General features: G+C 66.8%; 19 protein-coding genes. 5 read left to right on the top strand and 14 right to left on the bottom strand.

Annotated features, from left to right (window positions below; genetic code table 11):
- Positions 1-77 precede the first annotated feature (77 nt).
- From ASC95_RS10065 to ASC95_RS10040, 6 genes are all read right to left on the bottom strand, one after another.
- Positions 78-1,409, bottom strand: a complete 1,332-nt coding sequence (locus ASC95_RS10065) for an extracellular solute-binding protein (RefSeq protein ID WP_057297593.1) — start codon at positions 1,407-1,409, stop codon at positions 78-80.
- The gene (locus ASC95_RS10060; protein ID WP_057297592.1) at positions 1,406-2,242 is read right to left on the bottom strand and encodes a carbohydrate ABC transporter permease; all 837 of its coding nucleotides are present in this window, start codon (positions 2,240-2,242) and stop codon (positions 1,406-1,408) included. The genes ASC95_RS10065 and ASC95_RS10060 overlap by 4 nt, the downstream gene beginning before the upstream one ends.
- Entirely contained in the window at positions 2,239-3,129 is an 891-nt protein-coding gene (locus ASC95_RS10055) for a carbohydrate ABC transporter permease (protein WP_057297591.1), read from the bottom strand. Before ASC95_RS10055 ends, ASC95_RS10060 begins: the two co-directional genes overlap by 4 nt.
- Positions 3,126-4,250 carry an ABC transporter ATP-binding protein gene (locus ASC95_RS10050; RefSeq protein WP_235537875.1) on the bottom strand — a complete coding sequence of 375 codons (1,125 nt, stop codon included), beginning with the start codon at positions 4,248-4,250 and terminating at the stop codon, positions 3,126-3,128. The genes ASC95_RS10055 and ASC95_RS10050 overlap by 4 nt, the downstream gene beginning before the upstream one ends.
- Entirely contained in the window at positions 4,234-5,157 is a 924-nt protein-coding gene (locus tag ASC95_RS10045) for an arabinan endo-1,5-alpha-L-arabinosidase (RefSeq protein ID WP_057297590.1), read from the bottom strand. The genes ASC95_RS10050 and ASC95_RS10045 overlap by 17 nt, the downstream gene beginning before the upstream one ends.
- 129 nt (positions 5,158-5,286) lie before the next feature.
- Complete coding sequence (locus ASC95_RS10040; protein WP_057297589.1) at positions 5,287-6,216, bottom strand: dihydrodipicolinate synthase family protein; 930 nt, start codon at positions 6,214-6,216, stop codon at positions 5,287-5,289.
- Between the two features lie 220 nt (positions 6,217-6,436).
- Between ASC95_RS10040 and ASC95_RS10035 the strand changes: the two genes are divergently transcribed.
- The 4 genes from ASC95_RS10035 to ASC95_RS10020 are packed head-to-tail and all read left to right on the top strand — an operon-like array spanning position 6,437 to position 9,668.
- Positions 6,437-7,201, top strand: coding sequence for an SDR family NAD(P)-dependent oxidoreductase (locus tag ASC95_RS10035; protein ID WP_057297588.1), 765 nt, complete (start codon positions 6,437-6,439; stop codon positions 7,199-7,201).
- Positions 7,201-8,271 (top strand): aldose epimerase family protein, encoded by a 1,071-nt coding sequence (locus ASC95_RS10030; RefSeq protein WP_057298317.1) that lies wholly within the window; start codon positions 7,201-7,203, stop codon positions 8,269-8,271. Before ASC95_RS10035 ends, ASC95_RS10030 begins: the two co-directional genes overlap by 1 nt.
- Positions 8,272-8,287: 16 nt before the next feature.
- Entirely contained in the window at positions 8,288-8,758 is a 471-nt protein-coding gene (locus ASC95_RS10025) for an acyl-CoA thioesterase (protein WP_057297587.1), read from the top strand.
- A complete protein-coding gene (locus ASC95_RS10020; protein WP_057297586.1) occupies positions 8,748-9,668 on the top strand; it encodes an SMP-30/gluconolactonase/LRE family protein in 921 nt (306 codons plus the stop codon). Before ASC95_RS10025 ends, ASC95_RS10020 begins: the two co-directional genes overlap by 11 nt.
- On the opposite strand, the gene ASC95_RS30515 is transcribed toward ASC95_RS10020, so the two are convergent.
- The 6 genes from ASC95_RS30515 to rpmH form a co-directional block, all read right to left on the bottom strand.
- Positions 9,669-9,842 (bottom strand): hypothetical protein, encoded by a 174-nt coding sequence (locus tag ASC95_RS30515; RefSeq protein ID WP_157256063.1) that lies wholly within the window; start codon positions 9,840-9,842, stop codon positions 9,669-9,671.
- A 53-nt stretch (positions 9,843-9,895) separates the two neighbouring features.
- Positions 9,896-11,260: a tRNA uridine-5-carboxymethylaminomethyl(34) synthesis GTPase MnmE gene (gene mnmE, locus ASC95_RS10015; protein ID WP_057297585.1), complete on the bottom strand. Its 1,365-nt coding sequence runs from the start codon at positions 11,258-11,260 to the stop codon at positions 9,896-9,898.
- 196 nt (positions 11,261-11,456) lie between these two features.
- The gene (gene yidC, locus ASC95_RS10010) at positions 11,457-13,178 is read right to left on the bottom strand and encodes a membrane protein insertase YidC (RefSeq protein ID WP_057297584.1); all 1,722 of its coding nucleotides are present in this window, start codon (positions 13,176-13,178) and stop codon (positions 11,457-11,459) included.
- Positions 13,171-13,470: a membrane protein insertion efficiency factor YidD gene (gene yidD, locus ASC95_RS10005; protein WP_057298316.1), complete on the bottom strand. Its 300-nt coding sequence runs from the start codon at positions 13,468-13,470 to the stop codon at positions 13,171-13,173. The genes yidC and yidD overlap by 8 nt, the downstream gene beginning before the upstream one ends.
- A 26-nt stretch (positions 13,471-13,496) precedes the next feature.
- Complete coding sequence (locus ASC95_RS10000) at positions 13,497-13,976, bottom strand: ribonuclease P protein component (protein WP_082567666.1); 480 nt, start codon at positions 13,974-13,976, stop codon at positions 13,497-13,499.
- Between the two features lie 56 nt (positions 13,977-14,032).
- Positions 14,033-14,167 (bottom strand): 50S ribosomal protein L34, encoded by a 135-nt coding sequence (gene rpmH / locus ASC95_RS09995; RefSeq protein WP_054021782.1) that lies wholly within the window; start codon positions 14,165-14,167, stop codon positions 14,033-14,035.
- Positions 14,168-14,547: 380 nt separating this feature from the next.
- On the opposite strand from rpmH, the gene dnaA reads away from it, so the two are divergent.
- Entirely contained in the window at positions 14,548-16,008 is a 1,461-nt protein-coding gene (gene dnaA / locus ASC95_RS09990) for a chromosomal replication initiator protein DnaA (protein ID WP_057298315.1), read from the top strand.
- Between the two features lie 30 nt (positions 16,009-16,038).
- On the opposite strand, the gene ASC95_RS09985 is transcribed toward dnaA, so the two are convergent.
- Positions 16,039-16,338 carry a hypothetical protein gene (locus ASC95_RS09985; protein WP_057297583.1) on the bottom strand — a complete coding sequence of 100 codons (300 nt, stop codon included), beginning with the start codon at positions 16,336-16,338 and terminating at the stop codon, positions 16,039-16,041.
- Positions 16,339-16,354: 16 nt separating this feature from the next.
- Positions 16,355-17,062: a DUF6250 domain-containing protein gene (locus tag ASC95_RS09980; protein ID WP_057297582.1), complete on the bottom strand. Its 708-nt coding sequence runs from the start codon at positions 17,060-17,062 to the stop codon at positions 16,355-16,357.
- Positions 17,063-17,082: the final 20 nt, after the last annotated feature.

The raw sequence follows: 17,082 nt of genomic DNA, 5'->3' as shown, positions 1-17,082 counted from the left end.
CACAGAGACACAGAGAAAGGCCTTCTCTGTGATTCCTCTGTGCCTCTGTGTCTCTGTGGTCGTATTCGCGTTTCATTTCAGCGGCGCGCCTTTTTCAGTGCCTTGTTGACGCGCCTTTCGACGCTGTCCTGCACCTCGTCAATCGGCTTGCCCGAGATCATCACGTTGGCCACGTCCTCGCCGATCAGCAGCTCGATGCCGCGCTGCGTCGGCACATTGCCAGGCATGCCGACGCCGGTCTGCGTGATCTCGGTCAGCGCCGCGCGCAGCGGCAGTGCGCGGAAGGCGTCGCTTTGCGCGACGGTCTTGCTGACGGGCAGGTGGCCCGTGCGCGACCACTCGGCGCTGTGGTCCCAGACGAACTTCAGGAATTTGACGCTGGCCTCGTGCGCCTTGGCATCCTTGGTGCCGCCCTTGAACAGGGCCCAGGAATGGCCGTCGGCGAACACGGCGGGCTTGTCGTAGAGCTGCGGGAAGGGCCTGACGGTGTAAGCGCCCTGGAGCTTGGACTCGGGTTTTTGCGACTCGCGCAGGAACTGGTCGATGGTCCAGGTGCCGACGACGACGACGCCGGCCTCGCCGTTCAGGAAAGCCTGGTTGGCGGCGGCGTAGTCGAGGTTGGGCCGCACATGGCCTTCGCGGTACAGCGTCTGCATCAACGTCAGTGCGTTGACGACGGCGCTCTGGTGCATGTTGATGGTCTTGCCATCGGCCGAGAACAGCTGGGCGTTCTGCTGCGCCACCAGCGTCAGGAAGGTGCGGTCGTTCGCCGCTGTCTCGTTGGCCACGGCCCAGGCGAAGTAGGGCTTGCCGGTGCGATGCTTGAACTGCCGAGCTTGCGCCAGCAGCTCGTCGGGCGAGTGCGGCAGCGTCGGCTGGCCGTCCACACCAGCGAGCCCCGCCTTCTTCATCAGCCCGGTGTTGATGTGCCACAACCAGGCCCAGGTGTCGAAGGGCAGCGCATAGGTCTGGCCGTTGAAGGAAGTGCCGCGGCGCGCGTGCTCGGTGAAGTCGTCCACCGGCACGCCAATGCGCTTGAAGTCCTCGTCCAGCGGCAGCACCAGCTTGCGGCGCACATAGTCGCCCAGGGCCGACTCGTGCATGACGGCGACGGTCGGGATGTCCTTGGAGACGAGGCGGGCGGTGAGCTGGTCGTAGTACGGGCCCCACTCGCCGATCTGTGTCTTCACCACGATGCCGTCGGTGTTCGTCGCATTGAACTCGTTGACCAATGCCGTGACGATGCCGCATTCGCCGACGCCTTCGGACGTCTTCACGACCTGGCCGTATTGCGCCTCGCAGCTGCCGAAGAAACGCATCAGCGTGATCTCGGTCTTGCCCGCGTTGTCCTTGCTGGCGCCGCAGGCGGCGAGCAGCGCGGTGAAAAGGCAAATGAGCAGACGCTTCATGACTTGCCCGTCCCTGCCACGGCCGTCACCAGATGGCGTTGGAAGAAGAGATAGAGCATCAGCGCCGGCATGCCCGCGAACACGGCTTGCGCCATCAGGAAGCCAAGACCTTCCGACTGCGCGAAGTTGGTCTGCGTCGACGCCAGGCCGCGCGTGAGCGTGTACATGTCCGGCTGCGTCGCGATGACGAGCGGCCACAAGTAGTCGTTCCAGCAGCCCAGGAAGGTGAAGATGCCGAGCGTCGCCTGCGCCGGCAGCGTCAGCGGCAGGATGATGGTCAGGAAGGTCTTGAAGCGCGAGGCGTTGTCGAGCAGCGCGGCCTCTTCCAGCTCGGCCGGAATGGCCTTGAAGTACTGCGTCATCAGGTAGACGCCGAAGGGCGCGGCCAGGCCAGGCAGCGTCAGGCCGGCAATCGTGTTCTGCAGGTTCCAGTCCGAGAACAGCCGGTGCAGCGGGATGAACACCGACTGCGCCGGCACGGCCAGGCCGAACATCACCAGCGCGAACAGCCACTTGCGGCCCGGGAACTCGCATCGTGCAAAGCCGTATCCCGCCAGCGACGACAACACCAGCACGCCGATGGTCTGCAGCAGCGCCACGAGGGCGCTGTTGCCCAGCCAGCGGAACACCTGCGAGGTCTGCAGGATGTCCAGGTAGTTGGCCAACGTGTAGGGCGGCGCGAGGAAGACGTCGGTGCGCGTCAGCAGGAACTCGTTGGGCTTGAACGAGAGGGCCAGCACCCAGAGCAGCGGCGCCATCCAGACCAGGGCCAGCAGCGTGAGGGCTGCCATCACGAAGCGGTCGAACCAGCTTCTTCTCAGAAGAGGGTTCATCGCTGGCCTCCCTTGTCGCGTTCGAGCCAGAGCTGTGTCGACACGCCCACCAGCATGATGGCCAGCAGCACCTGCGAGGCGGCCGTAGCGTAGCCCAGCGAGAGCTGCATGAAAGCCTGCTCGTAGATGAACTGCACGACCGAGCGCGTCGTGTTGTTGGGCCCGCCGTTGGTCATCAGCATGATCTGCGGGAAGACCTGGAACTGGCGGATCACCTCGATCAGCGCGACCAGGATGATGGCGCGCTTGAGGCTGGGCAGCGTGATGTGAGTCAGCACGCGCCAGCGCGGCGTGTTGTCCAGCGCGGCGGCCTCGTAGATGTCCGAGGGGATCTGCTGCAGCGCCGACAGGAACATGATCATCGGCAGGCCGATGATCCACCAGACAGTCACCAGCGCCACGGTCAGCAGCGCGAGGTTGTCGCTGGTCAGCAGGGGGAGTTCCGGGAGACCCAGCGCGTTGAAGAACTGCGCGATGAGGCCGCGTTCGGGCATCAGTGCGAGCTTCCACACGAGGGTGATCAGCGTGACCGAGAAGACGGAAGCGCAGAAGAAGGTGGCGCGCAGCAAGGTGGCGAGCTTGCCTTGGCGGTTCAGCGCCAACGCCAGCATCAGCGATAGCACGACGAAGATCGGCGTGCTGATGAGCACGAAGCGGATGGTGTTCCAGACGACCTGGTGGAAGACCTCGTCGCCCCAGAGTTCCTGGTAGTTGGCCAGGCCCACCCAGAAGCTGTCGTTGGACAGCAGGTCGTGGTCGTGCAAGCTGATCCATACGCCCTTGGCCAGCGGCCACAGCAGCAGCAGTGCGTAGCACGCCACGAAGGGCAGCACGAAGAGTGCATAGGCCGGGCGAGAGGCGCGCAGCCCGACGGCGCTTGCGCTCATGCCAGCGACTCCTGGGCATGGTGGGCGCGGCCCGCCTCGTCGAACAGATGCGCCTCGGCCACGTCCACGCTGACGGCGACATGGCTGCCCAGCCTGGGCGAGATGCCGGCGGGCACTGTGACGATCAGCGGGCTGCCGCCTTCCAGCTTCAAGTGGGCCAGCGTGCGCTCGCCGAGGAACTCGACCAGCTCGACGCGACCGCGCAGCGGGCCTTGCTCGGCCACGCGCAGGTTTTCGGGCCGCACGCCCAGCACCAGGCCCTGTGAAGGCAGGCCATGGGTCGCCACACGCGTCGTCAACCAATGCCCACCGGGCACCGTGACCACGGCGCGTCCCCGGTCGTCCGGTGCGCGCTGCACCGGCACGAAGCCCATGCCCGGCGTGCCAATGAAGCTCGCCACGAAGCGCGTCGCCGGCCGCCGGTACAGCTGCGCCGGCGTGGCCACCTGCTCGATGGCGCCGCCCTTCATGACGACGATGCGCGTGGCCAGCGTCATGGCCTCGATCTGGTCGTGCGTGACGAAGACCATCGTCGCGCCCAGGCGCTGGTGCAGCTGCGCCAGCTCCAGCCGCGTGCGGCCACGCAGCGCCGCGTCGAGGTTGGACAGCGGTTCGTCGAACAGGAAGATGCCCGGCTCCTTGACGACCGCGCGGCCGATCGCCACGCGCTGGCGCTGGCCGCCCGACAACTGCCCCGGCTTGCGGTCCAGCAGCGTGTCCAGCTCCAGCATGCGAGCCGACTCCTGGATGCGCCTGGCGATCTCGTCGGCCGGGATGCCGATGTTCTTCAGGCCAAACGCCAGGTTCTCGCGCACGCTCATGTGCGGGTACAACGCGTAGTGCTGGAACACCATGGCCAGGTTGCGCTGCCCCGGCGGGGCGACGGTGACGTCGCGCTCGCCGATCAGGATGCGCCCGCCGCTGACTTCCTCCAGCCCCGCGACCATGCGCAGCAGGCTGGTCTTGCCGCAGCCCGAGGGGCCGAGGAAGACGACGAACTCGCCCTCGGCCACGTCCAGCGACAGGTTCTCGATGACCTGCACCGCGCCGTAGCGCTTGCAGACGTTCTCCAGCTTCAGGCCAGCCACGTTGGGTGTCTCCGGTTCATTCTTCTTGGGCAATCACGGGCCAGCCATCGTCGGACCAGCTCAGGCGCTTGATGCGCAGATGCGGCTTGCCGCCGCGTTCGGTGTCGTAGGCGTGATGGACCAGCCAGTCGCCAACGACGTCCTGGTGGCCCGGGCCCTTCCAGCGCGCACCGCCCGAGAGCAGCACCGTGCCGCCCGCATCCATCAGGTCCTTGCCATCGCGGTCGAGGTAGGGGCCTGTCACGCTGCGGGCGCGGCCGACGCGGATGTTGTAGGTGCTCGCGGCGCCCCGGCAGCACAGGTCGTAGGAGGCAAACAGATAGACCCAGTCGCCGTGGCGAACCATCGTCGGCGCCTCGATGCCGCCCTTGCGGCGGGCGATGAAGCGCGTCTGGCCGATGGGGCGCAGCGTATCGGCACCCAGTTCGGTCAGGCGGATGCCGTCCCAAAAGGAGCCATAGCTCAACCACAGGCGCGCGTCGGTGTCGACGAAGAAGTCGGGGTCGATGGCGTTGAAATCGTCCTCGGCGCGGCTTTGCACGACCAGGCCCTCGTCACGCCAATCGCCGTCGGGCCTGTCGCTGCTGGCCAGGCCGATGGCCGAGCGGTTCTTGCCGAAGGTGGAGATGGAGTAAAGCACCCAGAAGCGGCCGCGGTGCGAGAACAGCTTGGGCGCCCACATGTCCAGGCCCTTGTGCTCTGGCACCGCGTCGGCCCACCAGGCGGGCGGCTCGCTGAACATGGGCGCGAGGCGCCTCCACGTCCTGCCGGCATCGTCAGACGCCAGCCGCTGCAGGCCGCGGCCGGTCGCGAAGACGAACCAGTGCTCGCCCTGGCCCAGCAGCGTCGGGTCATGCGCGCCCGTGTCGCCCTGCGGCTCCCATGCCCGTGCATCGCCGGCAAGAAGCCAGGCGCAACACAGGATCAGCAGCAATCGCATCACAGGCATCTCCGTACGCCGAATGACCGGCGGCGCGGGACGCCACCATCGCGTGGCGCCGTGGAACCGGCCTTGCCGGGCCATTCGTGGCGCCGCCCTGCAGGGGTCGGCGCAGCCAGTCGGGTTGGGCTACTTGCCCCAGCGCAGCACGAGGGGGTCGAGCCGCTTGGCGGCGTCCATCAAGCCGGCGCGCACTTCGGGGCTCATCTCGGGGAAGGGGTGGCGCGGCGCATCGCTCTTGATGACGCCGCCTTCCTTCATCAGCGCCTTGGCGGTCAGGATGCCGCCCTGGCGGTTCTCGTAGTTGATCAGCGGCAGCCAGCGGCCGTACTGGACGACGGCTTCCTCGCGGTCGCCGGCGTGGAAGGCGTCAAAGATCTTGCGGATGCCGTCGGGGAAACCGCCGCCGGTCATCGCGCCAGTGGCGCCGGCGTCTAGGTCGGCCAGCAGCGTGATGGCTTCCTCGCCATCCCACGGACCTTCGATGGCCGCGCCACCGACGCGAATGAGCTCGCGCATCTTGCTGGCAGCCTGCGGCATCTCCAGCTTGAAGTACTTCACGTTGGCGATGTTTGTCGCCATGCGCGCCAGCAGCGGCACCGACAGCGGCGTGCCGGCCACCGGGGCATCCTGGATCATGATGGGAATGCCGATCGCGTCGGACAGGCGCTGGTAGAAGCTCTCGATCTGGCCTTCCGACACGCGGAAGGTGGCGCCGTGGTACGGCGGCATGACCATGACCATGGCCGCGCCCAGGTCCTGCGCGAGCTTGCTGCGCTCGATGCAGATCTGTGTGGAGTAATGCGTCGTCGTGACGATGACCGGCACGCGGCCGGCCACGTGCGCGAGGATGGCGCGGGTCAGCGTCTCGCGCTCGGCATCCGACAGCACGAACTGTTCGGAGAAGTTGGCGAGGATGCACAGGCCCGTGGAGCCGGCGTCGATCATGAAGTCGACGCAGCGCAGCTGGCCGGGAACGTCCAGCGTGCCGTCGGCGTGGAAGATGGTCGGAACGACGGGGAAGACGCCGCGATACGGACGGCTGGTGGAGGCGCTCATGTGCGGGCCCTTGTCTCTGGGGGAAGTTGATTCAGGCGCCGGCTGGCGGCGCAAGGCTGGCTGTCATCGCCGGCATACCTCTCATTAAAGTATGACTATTTATGCTTGTTCATCGGGGTTAACCCGAAATTCGCCGGCTTTGCAAACGAAATAGTATGACTAATAATCCCTTCAGCGCTCGACCAAAGCAGCCGGGCCGCCTATCGCAGGAGACAGTCTGATGAGTTCTTACGCCCGCTACCCCAGCCTTCAGGACCGTGGCGTCCTGATCACCGGCGGGGCCACCGGCATCGGCGAAACGTTGGTGCAGGCGTTTGCCGAACAGGGTGCCAAGGTGGCCTTCATCGACCTGGCCGCCGAAGAGGGCAACGCGCTCGCGGCCCGCCTGGCCGGTTCGCGCCACGCGCCGCAGTTCATGGCGGCGGACCTGTCCAACGTCGAATCCCTGCGCGGGGCCATCGCCGGGCTGCGCGAGCGCAGCGGCCCGTTCACGGTGTTGCTCAACAACGCCGCCAACGACAAGCGCCACGCCGTCGAGGAGACGACGCCGGAGTTCTGGGACACCAGCGTGGCCGTCAACATCAAGCACCAGTTCTTCACTGCGCAAGCCGTGCTGGCGGACATGAAGGCGGCGGGTTACGGTTCCATCATCAACTTCGGCTCCATCAGCTGGATGCTCAAGCAGGGCGGCATGCCGGCGTACACGGCAAGCAAGGCGGCGGTGCAAGGCTTGACGCGCTGCCTGGCACGCGACTTCGGCCCGCACAAGATCCGTGTCAACACGCTGGTGCCGGGCTGGGTGATGACCGAGAAGCAATTGAAGCTCTGGGTCACCGAAGAGACCAAGGTCGAGATCGCCAAGGGCCAATGCATCGACGCGCCGCTGATGCCGCAGCACATCGCCAGCATGGCGCTGTTCCTGGCGGCCGACGACAGCGCCATGTGCACGGCGCAGGACTTCATCGTCGACGGCGGGTGGGCGTGATGCAGCGCCGCGACTACGGCCTGTTGGCCGACGGCCGGCCGGTGCATGAATACACGCTGACCAACGGACTGGGCCTGGCGCTCACGGCCATCACGCTGGGCGGCATCGTCACCGGCCTGTGGGTGCCGGATCGGGAAGGCCGCATCGACAACATCGTGCTCGGCTTCGACAACCTCCCCGACTACGCCAACCGCAATCCGTTTTTCGGCGCCATCGTCGGCCGCTACGGCAATCGCATCGCCGGCGCCAGCTTCGAGCTGGACGGCCAAACGCACACGCTGTCCTGCAACAACGGCCCCAACTGCCTGCATGGCGGCACCGAGGGTTTCGGCCACCGGCTGTGGGCGGCCGAGCCCGTCGAACCCCCTGATCTCCTGCCTGGCGAGGCCGAGGCACTGCTGTTCACCCTCACCAGCCCGCACGGCGATCAGGGCTTCCCCGGCGAGCTCAAGGTCAGCGTGCGCTATTCGCTGAGTGAGACGGACAACAGCTGGCGCATCGACTACGAAGCCACGACCGATCGCGCCACCGTCGTCAACCTGACGCATCACAACTACTTCAACCTCGCCGGCGAAGGCAGCGCGTTGCGCCACCGCCTGAGCATCCCCGCCTCGCGCTACAGCGAGGTCGACGAGCACTTGATCCCGCTGCGCCACGCCGCGGTCGACGGCACGCCGTTCGACTTCCGCACGCCCACGCCGATCGTCGCCCGCATCCGCCAGGGATACCCGCAGCTGCTGCGCGCCAAGGGGTACGACCACAACTGGTTGCTCGACGGCGAGCCGGGCGCCGACGGCCTGCGCCACGCCGCCATGCTGGAAGACCCCCACTCCGGCCGCCGCATGGACATGCGGACCAGCGAGCCGGCGATCCAGTTCTATTCCGGCAATTTCCTCGACGGCAGCCTGGCCGGTCCCTGCGGGCGCATCTACCGCCAGGGCGACGGCCTGTGCCTGGAGACCCAGCACAACCCCGACTCACCGCACCACGAAGCCAGCAGCGACTGGCCCACCACCGTGCTGAGGCCGGGCGAGGTGTGGCGCAGCACCACAATCCATCGCTTCTCCTGACCGCGAAGAGAACGCCATGGACCTGCCCGCCCACCAACTGACGATGACGGTGCTGATGACACCGGACACCGCCAACTTCGCCGGCAATGTCCATGGCGGCAACATCCTCAAGCTGCTCGACCAGGTCGCCTATGCCTGCGCCAGCCGCTACGCCGGCCGCTATGTCGTGACGCTGTCGGTGGACCGGGTGATCTTTCGCCAGGCCATCCACGTCGGCGAGCTGGTCACCTTCCTGGCCAGCGTCAACATGACCGGCACCTCGTCGATGGAAGTGGGCATCAAGGTCGTGGCCGAGAACATCCGCACGCAGGAGACGCGCCACGTCAACAGCTGCTACTTCACGATGGTGGCCGTGGGCGACGACAACAAGCCGGTGCCCGTGGCGCCGCTGCGCCCTTTCACTCCCGACGAGCGCCGCCGCCACGCCGCGGCCCTCGCACGCAAGCAGGCCCGCGCGAGCCTGGAAACCTCACCCGATGCAAGCTGAACACCCTTTCGCCCTCGCCCTTGCCCAGGCCAACAACCTCGGTGAAGGCATCCAATGGCATGCCGCGAGTGGCCGCTGGTGGTGGACCGATATCGAGGGCGCCTGCATCTATGCGTGGACCCCCGGCGCCAACGTCACGCTGCAGGTGCGCCTGCCCGAGCGCGTCGGCTGCTTCGTGCATGGCCGCTCCGGCGCCATCATCCTGGCCATGGCCAAGCGCCTGGCGCGCCTGACGCTGCCCGACCTGCAGGCCACCGGCAGCATCGCCGCCGAGCCCGAGACCCTCACGCCGCTGGAAGCTCATCTGCCCACCACGCGTGCCAATGACGGGCGTTGCGACCGCAGTGGCAACTTCGTCTTTGGCACGCTGGACGAAGCCAACCCGCGCCAGCGCATCGGCAGCTTCTATCAATACTCGCTGGCCCACGGCCTGCGCCGGCTGGCGCTGGACGGCGTGGGCATCTCCAACAGCATCTGCTTCAGCCCCAACGGCAAGCGCATGCACTACTGCGACACGACCACCACCCGCATGATGGTCTGCGACTACGACGCGGACAGCGCCCAGGTCAGCGAGCCACGCCTGTTCGCGAAGAAGGAATACGACGACAACTGCTGGCCGGACGGCTCCGTCATCGATGCCAAGGGTTGCTTGTGGAATGCCGAGTGGGGCAACGCGGCGGTGGCCCGCTACGCGCCTGACGGCCGGCTGCTGGGCCGCTATTCGGTGCCGGTCAGCAATGTCACCTGCCCCGCGTTTGGCGGCCCGGCCGGCGACCAGATCCTCGTCACGACGGCCCGCGAAGGCCTCAGCACCGCCGACCTGATGGCCCGCCCGCTGTCGGGCAGCCTGTTCGGCATGGCCGTCGAGCCCGGGCTCTACTTGCCCGACCCGCTGTTCAACGACGCCTGATCACCGCTTGCCGGGTTTCTGCACCCAGGCATCCATCCAGTCGGACCCCGACAGCACGCGGCGTGAGCGCCACATCTCGTCGCGCGGCTGGGCAAGTGCAACGGGCTTGGCCTGCGGCATGAGCCGGCGCGGTGCGGCTTCGATCGTGAAGCTGGAGTTCTGAAGGCGTCGCATGCGACCTCCTCTTGCGTTGCGTTCGTCCACAACGCAGCAAAGGCGGCGTCGGACTACTTGCCGATGCAAAAACTGCTGAAGATGACACCGAGCAACTCGTCGGCCGAGAACGCGCCGGTGATTTCACCCAGCGCATCGTGGGCCAGACGCAGCTCCTCGGCGAGCAGATCCAGCGCGGCGTCGCGCTGAGCGGCAACTTCGCGCGCCAAGGTCAGGTGCTCGGCCGTGCGCGCCAACGCCTGTACATGGCGCTCGCGAGCGATGAACAAACCTTCGGGCACCGCTTGCCAGCCGGCCGTCTGCAGCAGGCGCTGGCGCAGCGCTTCCAGGCCTTCGCCCGTCCTCAGGCTCAGCGCAATCTCGCCTTCGGGCGCTCCGGCAAGGTCAGCCTTGTTGAACACCTGCACGATGCGGCTTGCGTCCACGCCGGCCAGCCGCGCGCGGATGCGCTCGTCCTCAGCCTCGTAGTCCCCCTGGCCGACGCGGCCCAGGTCGTGCAGGAAGAGCACGACGTCGGCGTCCGCAATGGCATCCCAGGAGCGCGACACGCCGATGCGCTCGACTTCGTCGGCCGTCGCATCGCGCAGGCCCGCCGTGTCGGTGATGTGCAGGGGCACGCCTTCGATCTGGATGGTCTGGCTGACCTTGTCACGCGTCGTGCCGGGGATGGGCGTGACAATGGCCAGCTCGGCGCCGGCGAGTGCATTCAGCAGCGAACTCTTGCCCACATTGGGCTGGCCGGCGAGCACCACCTTCAAGCCGTCGCGCAGCAGCGCACCCTGGCGCGTGCGGGCCTGCACGGCGCTCAGTTGCGCGGTCAGGCGGTCCAGCCGGCCAAATGCATCGGCCTTTTCGAGGAAATCGATCTCCTCTTCCGGGAAGTCCAGCGTCGCCTCGACGAGCATGCGCAGCTGGATGAGCTGGTCGCGCAGGACACCGACTTCATGCGACAGCGCGCCGCCCAGCGCCCGGCTCGCACTGCGCGCTGCGGCCTCGGTGCTGGCATCGATGAGGTCGGCCACTGCCTCGGCCTGGGCGAGGTCGAGCTTGCCGTTGAGGAAGGCGCGCTGCGTGAACTCGCCGGGCTCGGCCAGGCGAACACCGGCGCTCGCTTCGATCACCCGTGCCAGCAGCAACTGCATGACGACGGCGCCGCCGTGGGCCTGCAGTTCCAGCACATGCTCACCGGTGTAGGAGTGCGGTGCCGGGAAGTGCAGAGCAAGGCCCTGGTCGATGGCCGCGCCCGTCGCATCGCGAAAGGGCAGGTAAGTCGCCTCGCGCGGTTTGAGCGCTCGGCCGCACAAAGCTTCGATGAGTGGAGCCAGGTCTTGAGGCGACGACACCCGCACGATGCCGACGGCGCCGCGCCCTGGCGCGGTGGCGATGGCTGCTATTGGATCGGCGTGGCGTGCAAGCATGGGCGCAATTGTCAGCGGCCAAGGCAAACAGCCACCCTGAGGTGGCTGTTTGAAGAATTGGCGCGGGGGAGGCTCGGTTCGGGCGCTCTCGTGAGTCCCGTCCGGGCCGGTGTTCTCTGCCCCGCGAAGCCATTGAACTGCTAACCCCGGGCAGAAAGAAGCCCCCGGGTGCGGGGGCTGTGCAGATTCACGTGATTCAGTTCACGCCCAACCGTCTGTTGATCAGCCACTGCTGGGCGATCGACAGGATGTTGTTCGTCAGCCAATACAGCACGAGGCCAGCCGGGAAGACGAAGAACATGACGCCGAAGGCCACGGGCATGATCCACATCATCTTCTGCTGCATGGGGTCAGCCGCCGGCGGGTTGAGCCAGACCTGGAACAGGCTGGACGCCATCATCAGCAGCGGCAGGATGAAGTAGGGGTCGCGCACCGACAAGTCGGTGATCCACAGCATCCACGGCGCCTGGCGCATCTCGACGGTGGACAGCAGCACCCAGTACAGGGCCATGAAGATGGGCATCTGCAAGAAGATGGGCAGGCAGCCGCCGATGGGGTTGATCTTCTCCTCGCGGTAGATCTTCATCATCTCCTGCTGCATTTCCTGCGGCTTGTCCTTCAGGCGCTCCTTCATCTCGTTGATGCGGGGCGCGACGGCCTTCATGCGGGCCATGGACTTGTAGGCGCTCGCGTTGAGGCTGTAGAGAGCAACCTTCAGCAGCAGCACCAGGGCAACGATGGTCCAGCCCCAGTTGCCGATGACGCCATGCAGCTTGTCCAGCAGCCAGAACAGCGGCTCGGCCAGGATCGTCAGCACGCCGTAGTCCTTGACGCGCTCCAGGCCCGGCGCCAGTGCCGAGAGGTTGTTTTCCTCCTGCGGGCCGGCGAAGAGGGTGGCCTGCTGGGTGGCGCTGGTGTCGGGCGCGAGCGTGGGCAGCGTGAAGACCATGCCGGTGGCATAGGCGTCGCCGCGCACGCCGGCCTGGCCGGGCAGCTTGCGCACGAAGAACTCGCGGTTGCCTGGTTCGTTGACGAGCCAAGCGCTGGCGAAGTAATGCTGCACCATCGAGACCCAGCCGTCGTTGGCCTGCTTCTCGATGTCGACCTTGCCCTTGTCGATGTCCTCGAACTTCAGCGTCTTGAACTTGGTGTTGCTGTTGTAGACCGCCGGGCCCGTGAAGCTGGGCGTGAAGGCCGCGCCGCCGGTGACGGTGCTGCCGTCGCGCACCAATTGCAGATAGACCTGCGGCGTGACGGGCGCGGTGCCGTGGTTGACGACTTCGTGCGTCACGCCCACCGTGTAGACGCCGCGCTTGAATGTGAAGGTCTTGATGAGCTTGACGCCGCCGACTTCGGCCGACTCCAGGCGCAACTTGACCTCGTTCTGGCCGTCCTTGAGCTCGCGCTCGCCGGCCACCGCCGTCATCGGCGTGGTGTGGGCCGGCAGCGGGCCCTGGGCGCTCACCAGGCCGGTCTGGGCCCGGTAGTGCTGGCCTTCATTGAACAGAACGACCGGCTGGGGGGTGAACTCGGGCTTCTTCTGCAGATGCACCATCTGCAGCAGCTGGTCGGTGACGGTCGGATCCGGCGACGTCAGGTATTTGGGCAACTCGGCGCGGACGATGTCGCCGCCCAGGGTGTCCACCGTGACCGTCAGCACGTCGGTGCGGATGGTGATCTTCTCGGACGGCGCGGCCACCGGTGCGGCGGTCGTTGGCGCCTGGGCAGCAGCGGTGCCGCCAGCGGTGGCCGCCGCCGGCACGCCGGACGATGCAGGCCCTGCCGGTGCCGTCGACACGGTCTTGGGCGTCGGGCTGAACATCGAAGGATGCCCGTTGTGCTTTTGCCAACCGTCCCAGAGCAGGACGAGAGACATCGTGAACACCACCCACAGCACGGTGCGGCGAATATCAGTCATGAGGAGACTCGGACGAGGAAGAGGACGCGCAGGAAGCGCGCGCCACGGGGGGAGAGAAGAGGCGGGAAAACAGCCGCGGCGCATTGTCAAGCACGCGGTCAGGCACGGGGTCGTGCCCGCCGTCACACCACGGCTGGCAGCGCAGGATGCGGTGGACGGTCAGATAGCTGCCGGCCAGTGCACCGTGTTTCTCAAGCGCGCCCAGCGAGTAGCGCGAGCAGGTCGGCTCGAAGCGGCAGGCGTTGCCCAGCCAGGGGCTGAGCATCAGGCGGTAGCCGCGCACGACGGTCATCAAAGCGCGGGCGGGCCAGCTCGGCTTCACGTCTTAGAGCCTGGCTTGGCGGCCATGGCCTTGTCCAGGAGCTGGGCCAGTTCGGCCCGGGCAGCCCGGCGCAGCGCGTCGGACGCGGCGCTGGGGAACTTCTGGCGGTCAAACGGAGCGCGCAAGCGGACGACCCACAAACCCGGCGGCATGCTGGGACGCTCGACAAATGCGGCGCGGATCTGGCGCTTCAAGAGCTGACGCGTCACCGATCGCTTGGCATGCCGCTTGGGAACGACGATACCCACCCAGCAGCCTTCAGGCGCAACGGGCGGGTTCTGTTCCACAGGGTTGTGAACAGGCTGTGAGTCGCCTGTTGATAACTCGGCTGAGGCTGTGCGCAACTTGGCGGCGCGCCAAGCGCTGGGTGCCGGGTTGGCCGAGAGATGGTGCAGCGCGAAATGCGCGCTGCGAGCCCGGCTTTGTTTGCCGAGCACACGCTCAAAGTCCACCGGGCGCTGCAGCTTGCCGATCATCGGTTGCCCGGGAAGCTGACGACGCGCGGGGCGCCGTCTTCGATCAACGGCGAGGCTTAGACGGCCAGGCGCTTGCGGCCCTTGGCGCGGCGTGCGGCGATGACGGCACGGCCACCGCGGGTCTTCATGCGCACCAGGAAACCGTGGGTACGGGCGCGGCGGGTCTTGGAGGCTTGGTAGGTACGCTTCATGGGAAACCTCTTTGGAGGGTTTGTGCAGGCCGGGCACAGCGGTTGGCACCCGGCAAGAATGGCCGGTTGGCATCCGGCAAGAAGGCCGGTTGACACCTGGCAAGAAAAGCGCGTGGCGAACCAGTCGCAACCGGTCGGCAATGCGCGAAAACCCGGCATTACAGCAGAAGCCGCGGGCCCGGTCAATGAGTCGCCAGTCTCAAGCCGGGTTTGCCAGGGATTGACCCCCTTCCAAATTCTGTGGATAACCCGTCCTTCGGTGGCCTCGGGTCCGTACAATCCAGCCGCTCGAAAAGAAGTTTTCCACAATGAGCGAAGAAGAACATACGGTGGATGGGGTGCAGGCTTTGAAGACGGGCGTGATGACGGGCGTAGAGGGCATGAATTCGCCGGATTGGGCGTCAGAGCTCTGGCGGCGGGGCTGCGAGCGCCTGGCCACTGAGCTGCCTGAACAGCAGTTCAACACCTGGATCCGTCCGCTGCCACCCGCCACGGTGTCTGGCGAAGCTGCTGACAGCGCCCTCGTGGCGACGCTGAAGGTGCCCAACCACTTCAAGCGCGACTGGATCCGCCGTCAGTACGCGGCCCGCATCGAAGCCATCCTGACCGAACTGGCCGGCCGCCCGACACGGCTGGAGCTGTCTCTGGTTGCGCGCGATGCGTCGAGCGTGCCCATCACCATGCCCAGCTCGATGTCGGGCGCCGCACCGACGCCTCAACATCCAGCAGCGTTGGCGGCCGAACCGAGCGCAGCGCTGCGGCCCGTCAGCGCGCCTCCGGCCAGCACCATCATGCTGCCCTCGCAGGCGCCTGCCTCGGCCAAGCACCGCATCAACCCGCAGCTGACCTTCGACACGCTGGTGCCCGGGCGCGCCAACCAGATGGCGCGCACGGCCGCGCTGCACGTGGCCGGCGCGCCGGGCGTGACCTACAACCCGCTGTTCATCTACGGCGGAGTCGGCCTGGGCAAGACCCACCTGATCCACGCTGTCGGCAACGCGCTGCTGAAAGACCGCCCGGACGCCCGCGTGCTCTATCTGCACGCCGAGCAGTTCATCTCCGACGTCGTCAAGAATTACCAGCGCAAGACCTTCGACGAGCTCAAGGCCAAGTACCACTCGCTGGACCTGCTGCTGATCGACGACGTGCAGTTCTTCGCCGGCAAGGACCGCACGCAGGAGGAGTTCTTCAACGCCTTCGAGGCGCTGCTGGCCAAGAAGGCCCACATCATCATGACGTCGGACACCTACCCCAAGGGGTTGGTGGACATCGACGAGCGCCTGACCAGCCGCTTTGACGCCGGCCTCACGGTGGCCATCGAGCCGCCCGAGCTGGAGATGCGCGTCGCCATCCTGATCAAGAAGGCCGAGGCCGAAGGCACGCCCATGCCCGAGGATGTCGCCTTCTTCGTGGCCAAGAACGTGCGCGCCAACGTGCGCGAACTCGAAGGCGCGCTGCGCAAGGTGCTGGCCTACGCCAAGTTCTCGCACAAGGAGATCAGCATCACGCTGGCCCGCGAGGCGCTGAAGGACCTGCTGTCGATCCAGAACCGGCAGATCGGTGTCGAGAACATCCAGAAGACGGTGGCCGACTTCTACAAGATCAAGGTCGCCGACATGTACTCCAAGAAGCGCCCTGCCAGCATCGCCCGGCCGCGCCAGATCGCGATGTACCTGGCCAAGGAGATGACGCAAAAGAGCCTGCCCGAGATCGGCGAACTCTTCGGCGGCCGCGACCACACGACAGTGCTGCACGCGGTGCGCAAGATCGGTGGCGAGCGCCAGAAGAACACCGAGCTGAACCAGCAGCTGCACGTGCTGGAGCAGACGCTCAAGGGTTGAATCAAGGGCTGGATCAAAGACTGAAGGCGCTCAGTCTTCGGCTTCGCCGTAGACCGCCAGGAAGGCCTCGAGGAATTCCGCCGACGCGCTCAGCGTCAGCGTGACGGTCAGCCAGCCGCCCTCCTCGTGCTGCACGAGCAGCTCGTGGTCCCAGGCCTGGCCGTCCTCGACGGGACCGTGGCGGCCGGGAAACTGGCTGTGCGCCCAGTCCAGCACCCGCTGGGCCTCGGCCAGCACGCGGGGGTGCTCCTCGGCCCGCGTCGAGGCCATGGCCTCCAGCGTGGCGATGCCGTCGTCGCCGTCGCTGTAGTCGAAGATCAGGTAGCGCATCACTGCGCAGGCTAACTCAGTCCAGCGCGTAGATGCGCAGCGCACCGATCTGCTGGCGCGACCAGGTGCTGCGCAGGCCGAACCAGCCCTGGCGCAGCGGGCTCGCGTCGCGGTGCTCGAAGAACAGCTGGCCGTCGACGTAGACCGCTGAGCGACCGTCCTTGACGAGGGTCTGGACGAGGTAGTCGTGGTTGGGCTTGAGCAGGTGTTCGGCGTCCAGCCGCTCCTGCAGCAGCACGCGCTGGCCGTCGCCGTACTTGCGCAGCCGCGTGCTGGTGTTGCCATTGCCGCCAATGCCGAAGTAGTACAAGCTCAGGGCGTCATAGGATTCGAAAGCGCCGTTGCGGCCGATGGGTGAGCCGCCATCGGGGCCGGTCGCCATCCAGAACTGGTTGAGGTCACTGAGCCGGTCGTTGGCGCCGCCCTGCAGGACGACACGGCGGCGGTACTCGATGAGCAGGTTGCCGCTCAGGCGCCGGTTCAGCCAGACGGTGACGCCGCCGGCCGTGTCGAGGACGAGATGGCCATCGCGCACGCTCACCCTGGAGCCCGGCTTGGCCTCGACCTCCGCGACCCAGGTCTGCCCGTCCAGCGGCTGCGTGAAGTCGTCACTGAAGATCAGCCGGCCGCGTTCGCCAAGCGTCGCCGGATCGGCCACCGCCGCGCCGCTCAATACCAGGCAGGACGCCAGGCAGAACAGCAGCGCGCGGCGCGGGACTTTCATGGTTTGCAGCCGGGCGACGC

The organism is Pelomonas sp. Root1217 (assembly GCF_001425705.1).
GTDB lineage: Bacteria > Pseudomonadota > Gammaproteobacteria > Burkholderiales > Burkholderiaceae_C > Pelomonas.
Note: the sequence above shows the minus strand (reverse complement) of the source record. Positions and strands in the feature narration are given on the sequence as shown.